Origin of the sequence: Ancylobacter sp., assembly GCF_965249975.1 — a bacterium.
Lineage (GTDB): Bacteria > Pseudomonadota > Alphaproteobacteria > Rhizobiales > Xanthobacteraceae > Ancylobacter.
The window spans coordinates 382,426-397,378 of the sequence record NZ_CBDFNE010000003.1 but is presented as its reverse complement, the minus strand read 5'-3'; the positions used below and the strand labels follow the sequence as shown (position 1 = coordinate 397,378).

At 64.2% G+C, this 14,953-nt stretch carries 13 protein-coding genes and 3 tRNA genes; 14 read left to right on the top strand and 2 right to left on the bottom strand.

The genetic code is table 11. From position 1 onward, the window contains the following. Positions 1-68: 68 nt before the first annotated feature. Positions 69-410, top strand: a complete 342-nt coding sequence (locus ACP2AH_RS02145; RefSeq protein ID WP_421697470.1) for a RidA family protein — start codon at positions 69-71, stop codon at positions 408-410. Positions 411-521: 111 nt separating this feature from the next. Here ACP2AH_RS02145 and ACP2AH_RS02140 read toward each other — a convergent pair whose 3' ends face one another. Together ACP2AH_RS02140 and ACP2AH_RS02135 are read right to left on the bottom strand one after the other, a co-directional pair. Beyond that, positions 522-2,153, bottom strand: coding sequence for an MFS transporter (locus tag ACP2AH_RS02140; protein ID WP_425104281.1), 1,632 nt, complete (start codon positions 2,151-2,153; stop codon positions 522-524). Positions 2,154-2,555: 402 nt separating this feature from the next. After that, a complete protein-coding gene (locus tag ACP2AH_RS02135; RefSeq protein WP_425104280.1) occupies positions 2,556-3,377 on the bottom strand; it encodes a TrmH family RNA methyltransferase in 822 nt (273 codons plus the stop codon). Positions 3,378-3,644: 267 nt separating this feature from the next. Here ACP2AH_RS02135 and ACP2AH_RS02130 point away from each other — a divergent pair. The 13 genes from ACP2AH_RS02130 to rpoB all read left to right on the top strand — a co-directional run bounded on the left by ACP2AH_RS02130 (position 3,645) and on the right by rpoB (position 14,860). Continuing rightward, a tRNA-Tyr gene (locus ACP2AH_RS02130) sits at positions 3,645-3,729 on the top strand. A 30-nt stretch (positions 3,730-3,759) separates the two neighbouring features. After that, a tRNA-Gly gene (locus ACP2AH_RS02125) sits at positions 3,760-3,833 on the top strand. 178 nt (positions 3,834-4,011) lie between these two features. Further along, positions 4,012-5,202, top strand: coding sequence for an elongation factor Tu (gene tuf, locus ACP2AH_RS02120; RefSeq protein ID WP_244376921.1), 1,191 nt, complete (start codon positions 4,012-4,014; stop codon positions 5,200-5,202). A gap of 176 nt (positions 5,203-5,378) precedes the next feature. Further along, a tRNA-Trp gene (locus tag ACP2AH_RS02115) sits at positions 5,379-5,455 on the top strand. A gap of 199 nt (positions 5,456-5,654) precedes the next feature. Beyond that, on the top strand, positions 5,655-5,852 hold the full coding sequence (gene secE, locus ACP2AH_RS02110) for a preprotein translocase subunit SecE (RefSeq protein ID WP_421697474.1): 198 nt from the start codon (positions 5,655-5,657) through the stop codon (positions 5,850-5,852). Between the two features lie 11 nt (positions 5,853-5,863). Next, positions 5,864-6,394, top strand: a complete 531-nt coding sequence (gene nusG / locus ACP2AH_RS02105; protein ID WP_244376932.1) for a transcription termination/antitermination protein NusG — start codon at positions 5,864-5,866, stop codon at positions 6,392-6,394. A 172-nt stretch (positions 6,395-6,566) separates the two neighbouring features. Continuing rightward, positions 6,567-7,181, top strand: a complete 615-nt coding sequence (locus tag ACP2AH_RS02100; RefSeq protein ID WP_425104279.1) for a DJ-1/PfpI family protein — start codon at positions 6,567-6,569, stop codon at positions 7,179-7,181. Positions 7,182-7,273: 92 nt separating this feature from the next. Next, positions 7,274-7,645, top strand: a complete 372-nt coding sequence (locus ACP2AH_RS02095; RefSeq protein ID WP_421697477.1) for a ribbon-helix-helix domain-containing protein — start codon at positions 7,274-7,276, stop codon at positions 7,643-7,645. Positions 7,646-7,899: 254 nt separating this feature from the next. Beyond that, positions 7,900-8,349, top strand: coding sequence for a 50S ribosomal protein L11 (rplK, locus tag ACP2AH_RS02090; protein WP_244376929.1), 450 nt, complete (start codon positions 7,900-7,902; stop codon positions 8,347-8,349). Positions 8,350-8,353: 4 nt separating this feature from the next. Further along, the gene (gene rplA, locus ACP2AH_RS02085; protein ID WP_421697478.1) at positions 8,354-9,055 is read left to right on the top strand and encodes a 50S ribosomal protein L1; all 702 of its coding nucleotides are present in this window, start codon (positions 8,354-8,356) and stop codon (positions 9,053-9,055) included. 468 nt (positions 9,056-9,523) lie between these two features. Next, positions 9,524-10,042, top strand: coding sequence for a 50S ribosomal protein L10 (rplJ, locus tag ACP2AH_RS02080; RefSeq protein ID WP_371345855.1), 519 nt, complete (start codon positions 9,524-9,526; stop codon positions 10,040-10,042). A 49-nt stretch (positions 10,043-10,091) separates the two neighbouring features. Then, positions 10,092-10,463, top strand: coding sequence for a 50S ribosomal protein L7/L12 (gene rplL / locus ACP2AH_RS02075; protein ID WP_425104278.1), 372 nt, complete (start codon positions 10,092-10,094; stop codon positions 10,461-10,463). Between the two features lie 266 nt (positions 10,464-10,729). After that, positions 10,730-14,860: a DNA-directed RNA polymerase subunit beta gene (gene rpoB / locus ACP2AH_RS02070; RefSeq protein ID WP_244376925.1), complete on the top strand. Its 4,131-nt coding sequence runs from the start codon at positions 10,730-10,732 to the stop codon at positions 14,858-14,860. Positions 14,861-14,953: the final 93 nt, after the last annotated feature.

The following is a 14,953-nucleotide window of genomic DNA, read 5'->3' as shown; positions in this document are numbered from 1 at the left end:
GGTGCCCCACGCACCGGCCGGCTTTGTTTTGGCCGCCCCGTTTCCCGTTACATCCAGAGTTTCAGCAGATGAGCATCACCAGAATCGAAGTCGGCCCGCGCATGAGCGAGGCCGTGGTCCACGGGTCCGTTGTGTACCTCGCTGGCCAGGTTGCCAAGGGCGACAGCGTGACCGCGCAGACGCAGGCCGTTCTCGGCCAGATCGACGCGCTGCTTGCGAAGGCCGGCACCGACAAGACCAAGCTGCTGACCGCCACCATCTACCTCGCCGACATTTCTACCTTCGCGGAAATGAACGCGGTGTGGGACGCGTGGGTGTCGGCCGGCAACACGCCGGCTCGCGCCACGGTCGAGGCGGCGCTTGCGACGCCGGAGTACAAGGTGGAAATCGTCGTCGCGGCCGCGATCTGAGGGGCCGCCGGCAATCATCGCCGGCGATCTAAATACAAAAAAGGCCCCGTCGCAGGACGGGGCCTTTCGTTTCTGGGGCTCTCCGAGCGGAACCGGGAGCCTTGCTCTGGCTCAGTGCCAGTTTTCGAGGTCGCGCTTATTGGTCTCCGGCGCCAGCACCAGGCCGATGACGAAGGTCGCCAGGGCGACGATGATCGGGTACCAGAGGCCGTAATAGATGTCGCCGGTCGCCGCCACCATGGCGAACGCGGTGGTCGGCAGGAAGCCGCCGAACCAGCCATTGCCGATGTGATAGGGCAGCGACATGGCGGTGTAGCGGATGCGGGTCGGGAACAGTTCGACCAGCCATGCTGCGATCGGCCCGTACACCATGGTGACGAACAGCACCAGGATGGTCAGCAGCACCACCACCATGGGCGTATTGATCGCGGCCGGATCGGCCTTCGCCGGGTAACCGGCGGCGCGGATGGCCTCGGTCATGCTGGCGTTGAAGGCGTCGCTCTGGGTCTTCATCGCCGCCGCGTCGAGACCGACGCCGCTGAACGACGGGATGACCTTGTCGCCCACCTTGACGCTGGCCACGGTGCCGGCCGGTGCCGCCTCATTGGCGTAGTTCACCGAGTTGCGCGCCAGGAACGACTTGGCGATGTCGCAGGAGCTCACAAACTTCGCCGTGCCGACCGGGTTGAACTGGAACGAGCACTCGGCCGGATTGGCGACGACGGTGACCGGTGAGGAGGCCTGCGCCTTCTCAAGCGCCGGGTTGGCGTAGTGGGTGATGGCCGCGAAGATCGGGAAGTAGGTCAGCGCCGCGATAAGGCAGCCGCCGAGAATGATCGGCTTGCGGCCGATCTTGTCGGACAGCCAGCCGAACACGATGAAGAACGGCGTGCCGATCAGCAGCGAGATGGCGATCAGGACGTTGGCGGTCCAGCCATCGACCTTCAGCGTTTGGGTGAGGAAGAACAGGGCGTAGAACTGGCCCGTGTACCAGACAACGGCCTGGCCGGCGGTGCCGCCGAACAGCGCGATGAGGCCGACCTTGGCGTTCTCCCAACGGCCGAACGCTTCGGTGAGCGGCGCCTTCGAGGTCTTGCCCTCTTCCTTCATCTTCTTGAAGACCGGCGATTCGTTCAGGGTGAGACGAATCCAGACCGACACTGCGAGCAGAAGGATCGACACTAGGAACGGAATACGCCAGCCCCACTCCGCGAACGCCGCTTCGCCGAGATAGGTGCGGGTACCGAGAATGACGAGCAGGGAGAGAAACAGGCCCAGCGTCGCCGTGGTCTGAATCCACGACGTGTAGAACCCGCGCCGACCATTCGGCGCATGCTCGGCGACGTAGGTGGCGGCGCCGCCATATTCACCGCCCAGCGCGAGGCCCTGGAAGAGGCGCAAAATGATGAGGATCACCGGCGCGGCGATGCCCCAGCTGGCGTAGTTGGGCAGGATGCCGACGACGAAGGTCGAGGCGCCCATCAGCAGAATGGTGATGAGGAAGGTGTATTTGCGGCCGACGAGATCGCCGAGCCGGCCGAACACGATGGCGCCAAACGGGCGCACGGCAAAGCCGGCAGCGAAGGCCATGAGGGCGAAGATGAAGGCAGCGGTCGGATTGACGCCCGAGAAGAACTGCGCCGCGATGATCGCCGAGAGCGAGCCATAGAGATAGAAATCGTACCATTCGAAGACGGTGCCGAGCGAAGAAGCGAAGATGACCTTCTTTTCCTCGCGGGTCATGGGAGCCGCCTTCCCGGCGGGCCCCGCAGTGGTTACGCTCATGTGTTTCCCTTCCCCAAAGTAAAGTCGCGCCAATGCAGTGACGTGCGAGATCGATCGCACGCGCGATGAAGCCAGCTCGTGAGAGCCGCGTTTGTGATGGCCGAGTTTGGGAGTCCCTGCGGGGAACGCCTTAGGCTCGGGCTGTCTCCTCCCGGAGGCGGCCCGCCACGATGGGCATGATGCCTTTCCCCGGTGTCCTGGCGCGCGGAATTCTCCGATTCCGTCGCTTGCCTCAGGGGAGAGTGGCGAAAGCGGGGCGTTTTGACGATTGGCAATTGGTCGTAAACTGCCGCTTATGTTGCAATGCAGCAGAAGAGCCGGCGTTTCTCAAGTAAAGCCGGGGCGACACCATGCCTTGGTTCAGGCCGGGGCGCCGATCGCCCGGCGGGCGATATAGAGCGCGAGCACGGCGGCGTTTGACACGTTCAAGCTGACGATGGCGCCGGGAAGATCGATGCGCGCTAGCGTGTCGCAGGTTTGCCGCGTCAGCTGCCGCAGCCCTTTGCCCTCCGCGCCGAGCACCAGCGCGACGGGAGAGGAGAGGGGGGTGTCGACCAGATCAGCCGGCCCCTCGCTGTCGAGCCCGACGACCTGGACGCCGTTCTGCTTCAGTTCGTCGAGCGCACGCGCCAGATTGCCCACAAAACAAAAGGGCACATGTTCCAGCCCACCGCTCGCGCTCTTGGCGAGCACGCCTGTCGCGGCGGGGCTATGGCGAGCCGTGGTGACGATGGCGCCGACCTTCAGCGCCGCCGCCGAGCGCACGATGGCGCCGACATTATGCGGATCGGTGATCTGGTCGAGCACCAGCAGAAGATCGCATTCCGCCGCCTTGGCAAGGCTAAGCGAAGGCAGAGGGTCGCACTCGGCAAGCATGCCCTGGTGCACCGCATCGGGGTCGAGCAGCCGGTCGATCTCACCGGGGCGTACGATTTCGGGATCCAGCCGGTGCGGGATTCCTTCTTCCTGCAGACGCCGCGCGGCGTTCTCAGTCAGCATCAGCCGGCGCAGCTTGCGGCGCGGATTGCGCAGCGCTTCGACCACACTGTGCCAGCCATACAGAATCGCCACATCGTCCGGCCATGCGCCAAAAGGCCGGCCGGCGGGACGCGGGCGGGGCTGGCGAGTACGGGAGGCGGAAGGCTTGGGACGGCCGGGCGGACGGCTGGAGCGATCGTTCATGCGCGCGTTCTGTCACGGCGCGCGCCGCTTGGCAATTTGCCTTGTCGCGGCCGCTCTTCCTGTCCGGCGCGCGCGACTTTCATTCCCCCAGCCTCGCGCGAAATCGCCACGTGATCCACAGCCTTGAAAGCCGACGAACGGAGCGGGGTTGACAGGGAAGGGGCACCTCACCATAAAGCCGGCCGCACGGGAGCCGCATCGCGTAGGTTTCCGGTCAGGTCGACAAGCCGATGCATTTCGACGCATCGCAGATCGGCCGACGTGCGAGGGGGAGTGTCCCGAGCGGCAAAGGGGGCGGACTGTAAATCCGCTGGCTATGCCTTCGTAGGTTCGAGTCCTACCTCCCCCACCACGTCGCCTTCCGCTAATCTATGCCGACCTCGCGGGTGTAGCTCAATGGTAGAGCAACAGCCTTCCAAGCTGATGACGAGGGTTCGATTCCCTTCACCCGCTCCACTTTTCTCCCAAGCCCCTATATGAGGCGACGGCGCGGTCCTGCGCCGAACCAGCCCGAGGGCGATGCGTTTGTCCCTACCGCAGCTGCGGCGCAACGCGCCACTTGCGGAAAGCCGGGAAACCGCCTATCCCACGGCCCGATTTTTCGCGGCCCGTATGCCGCTGAAGGAAACGAGTTATGGCCAAAGAGAAGTTCAACCGTTCGAAGCCTCACTGCAACATCGGGACGATTGGCCATGTTGACCATGGCAAGACGTCTCTGACGGCAGCGATCACGAAGGTTCTTGCGGAGACGGGCGGCGCGACGTTCACGGCGTACGACCAGATCGACAAGGCGCCGGAAGAGAAGGCGCGCGGCATCACGATCTCGACCGCTCACGTTGAGTACGAGACGACGAACCGCCACTACGCGCATGTCGACTGCCCCGGCCACGCCGACTATGTGAAGAACATGATCACGGGCGCGGCGCAGATGGACGGCGCGATCCTGGTTGTGTCGGCGGCGGACGGCCCGATGCCGCAGACCCGCGAGCACATCCTGCTGGCGCGTCAGGTCGGCGTTCCGGCTCTGGTGGTGTTCCTCAACAAGTGCGACATGGTCGACGACGAGGAACTGCTTGAGCTGGTGGAGCTCGAGGTTCGCGAGCTTCTGTCGAAGTACGACTTCCCGGGCGACGACATTCCGATCATCCGTGGCTCGGCGCTTGTGGCTCTCGAGAACGGCGATGCCAAGCTCGGCCGCGACGCCATCCTGAAGCTGATGGAGTCGGTGGACGCCTACATCCCGCAGCCGGAGCGTCCGGTTGACCTGCCGTTCCTGATGCCGATCGAAGACGTGTTCTCGATCTCGGGCCGCGGCACCGTGGTGACCGGTCGCGTCGAGCGCGGCGTGATCAAGGTCGGCGAGGAAGTCGAGATCGTCGGCATCCGTCCGACGGTGAAGACGACGGTGACGGGCGTGGAAATGTTCCGCAAGCTGCTCGACCAGGGCCAGGCCGGCGACAACGTCGGTATCCTTGTCCGCGGCACGAAGCGCGAGGACGTCGAGCGCGGCCAGGTCGTGTGCAAGCCGGGTTCGGTGAAGCCGCACACGAAGTTCAAGGCCGAAGCCTACATCCTGACGAAGGAAGAGGGCGGCCGCCACACGCCGTTCTTCACCAACTACCGTCCGCAGTTCTATTTCCGCACGACGGACGTGACGGGCATCGTGACCCTGCCGGAAGGCACGGAAATGGTGATGCCGGGCGACAACATCACGGTTGACGTGGCGCTGATCGTTCCGATCGCGATGGAAGAGAAGCTGCGCTTCGCCATCCGCGAAGGCGGCCGCACCGTCGGCGCCGGCGTCGTCGCCTCCATCATCGAGTGACGCCACGAGCAGGGGGTGCGCGGGTCGCATCCCTTTCCGGCAACAAAGTTTTTCACGCTTTGCTGCCGAACTGTTGAAACCGGGCCTCGCGCCCCTCGACGTAGGCGCGCGGCCGGTTATAGTGCCTCGCGATTCGAGAGTCGGACGACCCGGGCGTCGCCCCGTCCGACTCTTCTAGGAGTGTAGCTCAACTGGTTAGAGCACCGGTCTCCAAAACCGGGGGTTGGGGGTTCGAGTCCCTCCACTCCTGCCACTTTCCCTGGAAGTGGCAGGCAAGAGCGCCAAAGGTTCTTTGACGCGAGGCGGCTTTGCGGGCTATACGCCCGCTTCGTGCATTTTTAGAGGGTCGTGTTGCCGGGACGCCGAAAGGCGTGCAGGGCGGGACCCGCAGGCGGCGCGCCGCGATCAGCCGATATCGGCGCGGGCCGCATCAGAGGCGTTTCGAGACGAGCATGGCGAAGACGAACCCGGTCGAGTTCTTTCAGCAGGTCCGCGCGGAAGCCCGCAAGGTCACCTGGCCGACCCGTCGCGAGACGCTCATCACTACCGCGATGGTGTTCGTCATGGTGGTGCTGGCCTCGCTGTTCTTCCTGGTCGCCGACCAGATTCTGAGCTTCGCGGTTGCTCAGATCCTGCAGATCGGCCGTTGAGGAGAGACGCGATGCCGATGCGCTGGTACATCGTCCACGCCTATTCCAATTTCGAGAAGAAGGTCGCGGACTCCATCAAGGAGCAGGCCGCGCAGCGCGGCCTTACCGACCTGTTCGAGCAGGTGCTTGTGCCGACCGAGAAGGTCGTCGAAGTGCGCCGCGGTCGTAAGGTCGACGCCGAGCGCAAGTTCTTCCCCGGCTACGTGCTGGTGAAGATGGACCTGACCGACGAGGCCTTCCATCTCATCAAGAACACGCCGAAGGTCACCGGTTTCCTCGGCGCTGACAATAAGCCGATGCCGATCGCCGAGAAGGAGGCCATGCGCATCCTTCAGCAGGTGCAGGAGGGCATTGAGCGTCCCAAGCCTTCGATCACCTTCGAGGTCGGTGAGACGGTCAAGGTGTCGGACGGCCCGTTCGCGTCGTTCAACGGCGTGGTCGAAGAGGTCGACGAGGGCCGCTCGCGCCTCAAGGTGGCGGTGTCCATCTTCGGCCGCGCCACGCCCGTCGAACTGGAATTTGGGCAGGTAGAAAAGGTCTGATGGTCAGTTCGCTTTCGACCGAGATTTTGCAAGGGCGCGGCTTCGGCGGCGCCCTTTTTCGTTGGCCTGCGCGTTAACGGGTTAACACCTCTCTGCGCGCCGGCTGTTCTAATCTCTCTCCAAGACCTGCCGCCGCCCGACTGCGGACGGCGGCGTAACCTGGGAGGAGAGAATGGCTGGCAAACGCATTCTGATGATCGTCGGCGATTTTGTCGAAGACTACGAGACCATGGTGCCGTTCCAGGCGCTGCTGGCCGTCGGGCACACGGTGCATGCGGTCTGCCCGGACAAGCGGGCCGGTGACAGTGTCGCGACCGCGATCCACGATTTCGAGGGTCAGCAGACCTATTCGGAAAAGCGCGGCCACAATTTCGCGCTCAACGCGACCTTCGCCGAGGTCGATCCCGCTCGCTATGACGCGCTGGTGATTCCCGGTGGCCGGGCGCCGGAATATCTGCGGATGAACGACCGCGCCTTGGAGATCGTTCGCCACTTCTTCGCGGCCGACAAGCCGGTCGCCGCTATCTGCCACGGCGCCCAACTGCTCGCCGGCGCCCGCGTTCTCGAAGGACGGACCTGTTCGGCCTACCCCGCGTGTCGCGCCGAAGTGGAGCTTGCGGGCGGTACCTATGCCGATATCGCCATCGACGCGGCGGTGACGGACGGCAATCTGGTATCCGCGCCAGCCTGGCCGGCGCACCCGGCGTGGATTGCCCAGTTCCTTGCCGTACTCGGCACGACCATCGCCCATGGCGAGGTAACGACCGGGGCGCGCGAGGCGGCCTGAGTTACGCTGCCTGCCCCGATCTTCGCCTCTCCGGGGTTCGGGGCTATGATGCGTGTGGCGGGGAGGGGACCCCGCCGCCGAGGAGGCGCTCCATGTGCAAGCTCTTCATCGAGGCCGATCCGAGCCTGTGGCAGACGCGGCTCAAATCGCTGAGGCTCAACGGCTTCTCCACCAGCGTGCGGCTGGAGAACCTGTATTGGCAGGTGCTGGAGGAGATCGCCCTGCGCGACGGCATGAGTCTCTCGCAGCTGCTCGCCAAGCTGCATGAGGAACTGACCTTCGCCCATGGGGGCGTCGAGAACTTCGCGTCTTTTCTACGCGTGTGCTGCGGGCGCTATCTCGCTCTCCAAATGGAAGGCGATGTGCCGCGCGATCTCAGCCAGCCGATTCGCAGCCTTGATGCGGACGCGATCCTCGCCCGCGAAGCGCATCGCCGCCGCCGGGCGCTGCCGTCGGCGGCGTGAGCCGGCCGTAGTGCAGGCCAGCGGAAATGTCGGCCCGGTTGCATTAGGCCGGTTGATCCTGTATGCGAGGCCCTGCAAGCAGGAGGCGTCGGTCTCCGGCATGCACTCATACGCGGGAGGCACGGCCGGTTCGCCAGCCAGCGTTGTAAACGTGCCGCTACCGCGATCCTCCATTTACGCCGCACGCGATGAAGCCGTCGCGACGGCGTGCTTTGGCGTTTGCGACTGGCTGTCGCGCCGCCGAGGAGTTCACTATGGCGAAGAAGATCACCGGCTACATCAAGTTGCAGGTGCCCGCCGGCTCGGCCAATCCGGCCCCGCCGATCGGCCCGGCGCTCGGTCAGCGCGGCCTCAACATCATGGAATTCTGCAAGGCGTTCAACGCCCAGACCGGCCAGCTCGAAAAGGGCATGCCGATCCCGGTCGTTATCACCGCCTATCAGGATCGTTCCTTCACCTTCGAGCTGAAGACCCCGCCGGTTTCCTACTTCCTGAAGAAGGCCGCTGGCCTTGAGACCAAGAAGAAGCCCGGCTCCGGTTCCAAGACCCCGGGCAAGGGCGGCTTCGTCGGCAAGATCTCGCAGAACCAGATGCGCGAGATCGCCGAGAAGAAGATGAAGGACCTCAACTGCGATACCGTCGACGCGGCGGTGCGCATGATCGAGGGCTCCGCCCGTTCCATGGGCCTCGAAGTGGTGGGTTGAGCTGATGGCCAAGATTTCCAAGCGTGTTCGCGCCGTCCGCGAGGGCATTGATCCCGCCAAGCTGTATGGTCTCGACGAGGCGATTCAGCTGCTGAAGGATCGCGCCAACGCCAAGTTCGATGAGACCATCGAAGTGGCTTTGAACCTCGGCGTCGATCCCCGTCACGCCGACCAGATGGTCCGTGGCGTGTGCAACCTGCCGAACGGCTCGGGCCGCACCGTGCGCGTCGCCGTGTTCGCGCGCGGCGCCAAGGCTGATGAGGCCAAGGCCGCCGGTGCCGATATTGTCGGTGCCGAGGACCTGCTCGAAACCATCCAGGGCGGCACGATCGATTTCGATCGCTGCATCGCCACCCCTGATCTGATGCCGCTCGTCGGCCGTCTCGGTAAGGTGCTGGGCCCGCGCGGTCTGATGCCGAACCCGAAGGTTGGCACCGTCACCATGGACGTGAAGGGTGCGGTCGAGGCCGCCAAGGGTGGTGCCGTCGAGTTCCGTGTCGAGAAGGCTGGCATCATCCACGCCGGCATCGGCAAGGCCTCGTTCCCGGTCGACAAGCTCGCCGAGAACATCCGGGCCTTCGCTGACGCGGTGGTCAAGGCCAAGCCGACCGGCGCGAAGGGCACTTATGTCCAGCGCGTCGCCGTCTCCTCGACCATGGGCCCCGGCCTGAAGGTCGAGCCGGCTTCTGTGCTGGTTGCGGGCTGATTGTTACTGCGCGCGCATCACGGGGCCGGTCGCGGTCCCGTGATTGCGACGGTGTGGATTTGTCAAGCCCTCGGTGCTATCAGGGGTGACAAATCCCACGCGACTCACTATATGGGCGGTTTCGTTGCCGATATTGTCGGCCGCGTGCCGATGAATTTTCAGCTTTCGCCCGCTTAAAACCGGGCGGAGAGGCCGGCAGGGTTCGCCTTGCCGGCTTTATGTCCTGTCCGAGACTGCCGGTGCCCCTCTTCGAGGCGGCTTAATCCCATTCCGGGGCCAGCATAGACGGGGTTACGACCGATGCACGGTTCCGGTTCGCCGGTCCTGGCTTTCGGCTCGAACCAGCGCCTTGGCCGGTTTTCCGGTCCCAGGGGACAGGATACCACCGCTGCCGCTCCGCAAGGAGGGGCAGCAAGGCGCAAACCCGGCGGGGAAGTCACCCTTCCTCGCCACCGGAGAGCAAGTGAAGTGGATCGAGCACAAAAAGAAGAGCTCGTCACGTCGCTCACCGAGGTGTTCAACAACACGTCGGTCGTCGTCGTGGCCCACTATTCCGGCCTCACCGTCGCTCAGCTGCAGACCCTGCGTCGGCAGATGAAGGCGAATGGTGCGACCGTGAAGGTGGCGAAGAACCGCCTCGCCAAGATCGCTCTCGAAGGTTCGGACGTCGCACATGTCGGTTCCCTGCTGAAGGGTCCGACCATCATCGCTTATTCGAGCGATCCTGTTGCGGCTCCGAAGGTCGCCGTCGACTTCGCCAAGGCGAATGACAAGTTCGTCATTCTCGGCGGAGCGTTCGGCACCACGGCCCTGAATGTGGATGGTGTGAAGGCTCTGGCCACCATGCCGTCCCTTGATGAACTGCGTGCGAAGCTGGTCGGCCTCATCCAGGCCCCGGCGACCAAGATCGCGCAGCTCAGCACCGCGCCGGCGGCCAAGCTCGCCCGCGTGTTTGCGGCCTATGCCAAAGAGAACGAAGCCGCGTGAGGCTTCCCGGTAATACTGGTTCGAACCGAAATCCAAGGACTTAAGTAAAATGGCTGATCTGTCGAAGCTCGTTGACGAGCTGTCCGCCCTGACCGTTCTCGAGGCCGCCGAGCTCGCGAAGCTCCTCGAAGAGAAGTGGGGCGTTTCCGCCGCCGCCGCCGTGGCTGTTGCCGCTGCTCCGGCCGCTGCCGCTGCCCCGGTCGAAGAGCAGACCGAGTTCACCGTTGTCCTGGCCGCGGCCGGCGACAAGAAGATCGAGGTCATCAAGGAAGTCCGCGCCATCACCGGCCTGGGCCTCAAGGAAGCCAAGGACCTCGTCGAAGGCGCGCCCAAGCCGATCAAGGAAGGCGTGACCAAGGACGAGGCCGAGAAGATCAAGGCTCAGGTCGAGAAGGCCGGCGCCAAGGTCGAGCTCAAGTGATCATCTGATCATGCGAGGCCGCCGGTTCGCCGGCGGCCTCTGCCTTCACATCGAAGGCGAACTTCAGGAAGCCCGACGGCTTCCCCGACGATCCGGAGCGGGTCGTCTGGCGAGCCGTCGGTTGCGGAACGGCCGGAGGCAGGCACGGAGAGTGCCTCAACCTTGTCGGATTGTTTTGTGATCTTAAGCCTCCACGCAAGGCCACCGGCCCTCCCGCCGGGTTCGTGGATGGCGCTGACGGATACTCGGACGGAGCGAGGAGCGACATGGCGCAGACGTTCACCGGTCGTAAGCGGGTCCGCAAGTTTTTCGGCAAGATCCAGGAAGTGGCTGAGATGCCGAACCTCATCGAGGTTCAGAAGGCGTCCTATGACCAGTTCCTGCAGATCGTTGAGCCGAAGGGCGGTCGCGCCGACGACGGCATTCAGGCGGTTTTCAAGTCGGTTTTCCCGATTTCGGACTTTTCGGGCGCTGCCATGCTCGAATTCGTCCGCTACGAATTCGAGCCGCCGAAGTACGACGTTGACGAGTGCCGCCAGCGCGGCATGACCTTCGCTGCGCCGCTGAAGGTGACGCTCCGTCTGATCGTGTTTGATGTCGATCCCGACACCGGCTCCAAGTCCGTCAAGGACATCAAGGAGCAGGACGTCTATATGGGCGACATCCCGCTGATGACGATGAACGGCACGTTCATTGTCAACGGGACCGAGCGCGTCATCGTCTCGCAGATGCACCGTTCGCCGGGCGTGTTCTTCGACCACGACAAGGGCAAGACGCACTCCAGCGGCAAGCTGCTGTTCGCTGCGCGTATCATCCCCTATCGCGGTTCCTGGCTCGACATCGAGTTCGACGCCAAGGACATCGTCTATGCGCGTATCGACCGCCGCCGCAAGATTCCGGTGACGAGCCTGCTGTTCGCCCTCGGTCTCGACGGCGAAGAGATCCTCAACACCTTCTATGAGACCATCACCTTCGCCCGCACGAAGGATGGCTGGCGCATGCCTTTCGATCCCAAGCGGATGAAGGGCTACAAGGCCGTCGCCGATCTCGTCGACGCCGACACCGGCGAAGTCGTGATCGAGGCCGGCAAGAAGGTGACGGTACGTCAGGCCCGCCAGCTCGCCGAGAAGGGCCTCAAGGCGCTCAAGATCTCCGACGAAGAGATGGTCGGCCAGTATGTGGCCGAGGACATCGTCAACCCGACGTCGGGTGAGATCTATGTCGAAGCCGGTGAGGAAGTCACCGAGAAGATGCTGAAGCAGCTTGTCGAGCTTGGCTACGACGAGGTGCCGATCCTCGACATCGACCACGTCAATGTGGGCGCGTATATCCGCAACACGCTGGCTGTCGACAAGAACGTCACCCGCGAGGACGCGCTGTTCGACATCTACCGCGTGATGCGTCCCGGCGAGCCGCCGACGCTCGATTCCGCGCAGGCGATGTTCCACTCGTTGTTCTTCGACGCCGAGCGCTACGATCTTTCCGCGGTCGGCCGCGTGAAGATGAACATGCGTCTCGACCTCGACGCCGAGGACACGGTGCGCGTGCTGCGCCGCGAGGACATTCTCGCGGTCATCAAGACGCTGGTCGAACTGCGCGACGGTAAGGGCGAGATCGACGACATCGATCACCTCGGCAACCGCCGCGTCCGCTCGGTCGGCGAGCTGATGGAGAACCAGTACCGCGTCGGCCTGCTGCGCATGGAACGCGCCATCAAGGAGCGCATGTCGTCCGTCGACATCGACACCGTGATGCCGCAGGACCTGATCAACGCCAAGCCAGTGGCGGCGGCGGTGCGCGAGTTCTTCGGCTCGTCGCAGCTCTCGCAGTTCATGGACCAGACCAACCCGCTGTCCGAGATCACTCACAAGCGCCGTCTCTCGGCGCTTGGCCCGGGCGGTCTGACGCGCGAACGCGCCGGCTTCGAGGTGCGCGACGTGCACCCGACGCATTACGGCCGCATCTGCCCGATTGAGACGCCGGAAGGCCCGAACATCGGTCTGATCAACTCGCTGGCTACTTTTGCCCGCGTGAACAAGTACGGCTTCATCGAGGCGCCCTATCGCCGCGTGAAGGACAGCCAGGTTCAGGACGAGGTGGTCTATCTCTCCGCCATGGAGGAGGGGAAGTACTACGTCGCGCAGGCGAACATCCCGCTCGACGCTGAGGGGCGCTTCACCGAAGACCTGATCGTCTGCCGTCATGCCGGCGACGTTCTTCTGGTCACGCCCGACCGCGTCGACTTCATGGACGTGTCGCCCAAGCAGCTCGTCTCGGTCGCCGCCGCGCTCATCCCGTTCCTTGAGAACGACGACGCCAACCGCGCGCTCATGGGCTCGAACATGCAGCGCCAGGCTGTGCCGCTCGTTCGCGCCGACGCCCCCTTCGTCGGCACGGGCATGGAGTCCGTGGTCGCCCGCGATTCCGGCGCCGCCATCGGCGCGCGCCGCACCGGCATCGTCGACCAGGTGGACGCGACCCGTATCGTCATCCGCGCGACGGAAGAGAACGATCCGTCGAAGTCAGGCGTCGACATCTACCGGCTGCAGAAGTTCCAGCGTTCGAACCAGTCGACCTGCATCAACCAGCGTCCGCTGGTGCGGGTGGGCGACCGCGTGCGCAAGGGTGACATCATCGCTGACGGTCCCTCGACCGATCTCGGTGATCTCGCCCTCGGCCGGAACATCCTCGTCGCCTTCATGCCGTGGAACGGCTACAACTTCGAAGACTCGATCCTGCTGTCGGAGAACATCTCCAAGGGCGACATCTTCTCCTCGATCCACATCGAGGAATTCGAAGTGATGGCCCGCGACACCAAGCTCGGCCCGGAAGAAATCACGCGCGACATTCCGAACGTGTCGGAAGAGGCGCTGAAGAATCTGGACGAAGCCGGCATCGTTTATATCGGCGCCGAAGTGCAGGCGGGCGACATCCTCTGCGGCAAGATCACGCCGAAGGGTGAGAGCCCGATGACCCCGGAAGAGAAGCTGCTTCGCGCCATCTTCGGCGAGAAGGCAGCGGACGTGCGCGACACGTCGCTGCGCGTTCCCCCGGGCGTCACCGGTACGGTTGTCGAAGTGCGCGTGTTCAATCGTCACGGCGTCGACAAGGACGAGCGTGCTCAGGCGATCGAGCGCGAGGAAATCGAACGCCTCGCCAAGGACCGCGACGACGAGCAGGCGATCCTTGACCGTAACGTCTTCGGCCGCTTGGCCGAGATGCTGGACGGGAAGACCGGCATTGCCGGCCCCAAGAGCTTCAAGAAGGACACGGTGCTCACCCGTTCGGTGCTGACCGAGTTCCCGCGCAGCCAGTGGTGGCAGTTCGCCGTCGCCGACGATCAGCTGATGAGCGAGCTGGAAGCAATCCGCAACCAGTACGACGAGTCCAAGAAGCGTCTGGAGCAGCGGTTCCTCGACAAGGTCGAGAAGCTGCAGCGCGGTGACGAGCTTCCGCCCGGCGTGATGAAGATGGTCAAGGTCTTCATCGCGGTGAAGCGCAAGATCCAGCCGGGCGACAAGATGGCCGGCCGGCACGGCAATAAGGGCGTGGTCTCGCGCATCGTCCCGGTCGAGGACATGCCGTTCCTTGAGGACGGCACCCCGGTCGACATGGTGCTCAACCCGCTCGGCGTGCCCTCGCGCATGAATGTCGGGCAGATCCTCGAGACTCATCTGGGGTGGGCTTGCGCCGGCCTCGGCCGCGTGATCGACCGCGCCATCGAAGGCTACCGGCAGACGCAGGACATCGCGCCGCTTAAGGATGCGTTCGGCAAGATCTACGGCAAGGACGAGACCATCGCTTCGCTCGATGAGGAAGGTCTGGTCGAGCTGGGGTCGAACCTGCGTCGCGGTGTGCCGATTGCCACGCCGGTGTTCGACGGTGCCCGCGAGGCGGATATCGAGCACATGCTGGAGTTGGCCGGTCTCGATAAGTCGGCGCAGTCGACGCTGTTCGACGGCCGCACTGGCGAGCAGTTCGACCGTAAGGTGACGGTTGGCTACATCTACATGCTGAAGCTGCATCATCTTGTCGACGACAAGATCCATGCGCGTTCGATCGGTCCGTACTCACTCGTCACCCAGCAGCCGCTGGGCGGCAAGGCGCAGTTCGGTGGTCAGCGCTTCGGCGAAATGGAGGTGTGGGCGCTCGAGGCCTATGGCGCCGCCTACACGCTGCAGGAGATGCTCACCGTGAAGTCGGACGACGTCGCGGGCCGCACCAAGGTCTACGAGGCCATCGTGCGCGGTGACGACACCTTCGAGGCGGGCATTCCCGAGAGCTTCAACGTTCTCGTGAAGGAGATGCGTTCGCTCGGCCTCAATGTCGAGCTGATGAACTCCAAGACGCTCTCGGCGGTGCCGACTCCGGGCGAGAGCCTGCCAGCGGCCGAATGACCGACTGAGACCAAGGGCGGGCGCGCAGGTCGCGTCCGCCTTTTCGATCGCGCGACAGACCAGACTTTTCCGTGACCCCAGCAAGCCGCGGCG

Coding starts and splice junctions, on each gene's coding strand:
- ACP2AH_RS02145 (WP_421697470.1), top strand. CDS start 69: ATGAGCATCACCAGAATCGAAGTCGGCCCGCGCATGAGCGAGGCCGTG.
- ACP2AH_RS02140 (WP_425104281.1), bottom strand. CDS start 2,153: ATGACCCGCGAGGAAAAGAAGGTCATCTTCGCTTCTTCGCTCGGCACC.
- ACP2AH_RS02135 (WP_425104280.1), bottom strand. CDS start 3,377: ATGAACGATCGCTCCAGCCGTCCGCCCGGCCGTCCCAAGCCTTCCGCC.
- tuf (WP_244376921.1), top strand. CDS start 4,012: ATGGCCAAAGAGAAGTTCAACCGTTCGAAGCCTCACTGCAACATCGGG.
- secE (WP_421697474.1), top strand. CDS start 5,655: ATGGCGAAGACGAACCCGGTCGAGTTCTTTCAGCAGGTCCGCGCGGAA.
- nusG (WP_244376932.1), top strand. CDS start 5,864: ATGCCGATGCGCTGGTACATCGTCCACGCCTATTCCAATTTCGAGAAG.
- ACP2AH_RS02100 (WP_425104279.1), top strand. CDS start 6,567: ATGGCTGGCAAACGCATTCTGATGATCGTCGGCGATTTTGTCGAAGAC.
- ACP2AH_RS02095 (WP_421697477.1), top strand. CDS start 7,274: ATGTGCAAGCTCTTCATCGAGGCCGATCCGAGCCTGTGGCAGACGCGG.
- rplK (WP_244376929.1), top strand. CDS start 7,900: ATGGCGAAGAAGATCACCGGCTACATCAAGTTGCAGGTGCCCGCCGGC.
- rplA (WP_421697478.1), top strand. CDS start 8,354: ATGGCCAAGATTTCCAAGCGTGTTCGCGCCGTCCGCGAGGGCATTGAT.
- rplL (WP_425104278.1), top strand. CDS start 10,092: ATGGCTGATCTGTCGAAGCTCGTTGACGAGCTGTCCGCCCTGACCGTT.
- rpoB (WP_244376925.1), top strand. CDS start 10,730: ATGGCGCAGACGTTCACCGGTCGTAAGCGGGTCCGCAAGTTTTTCGGC.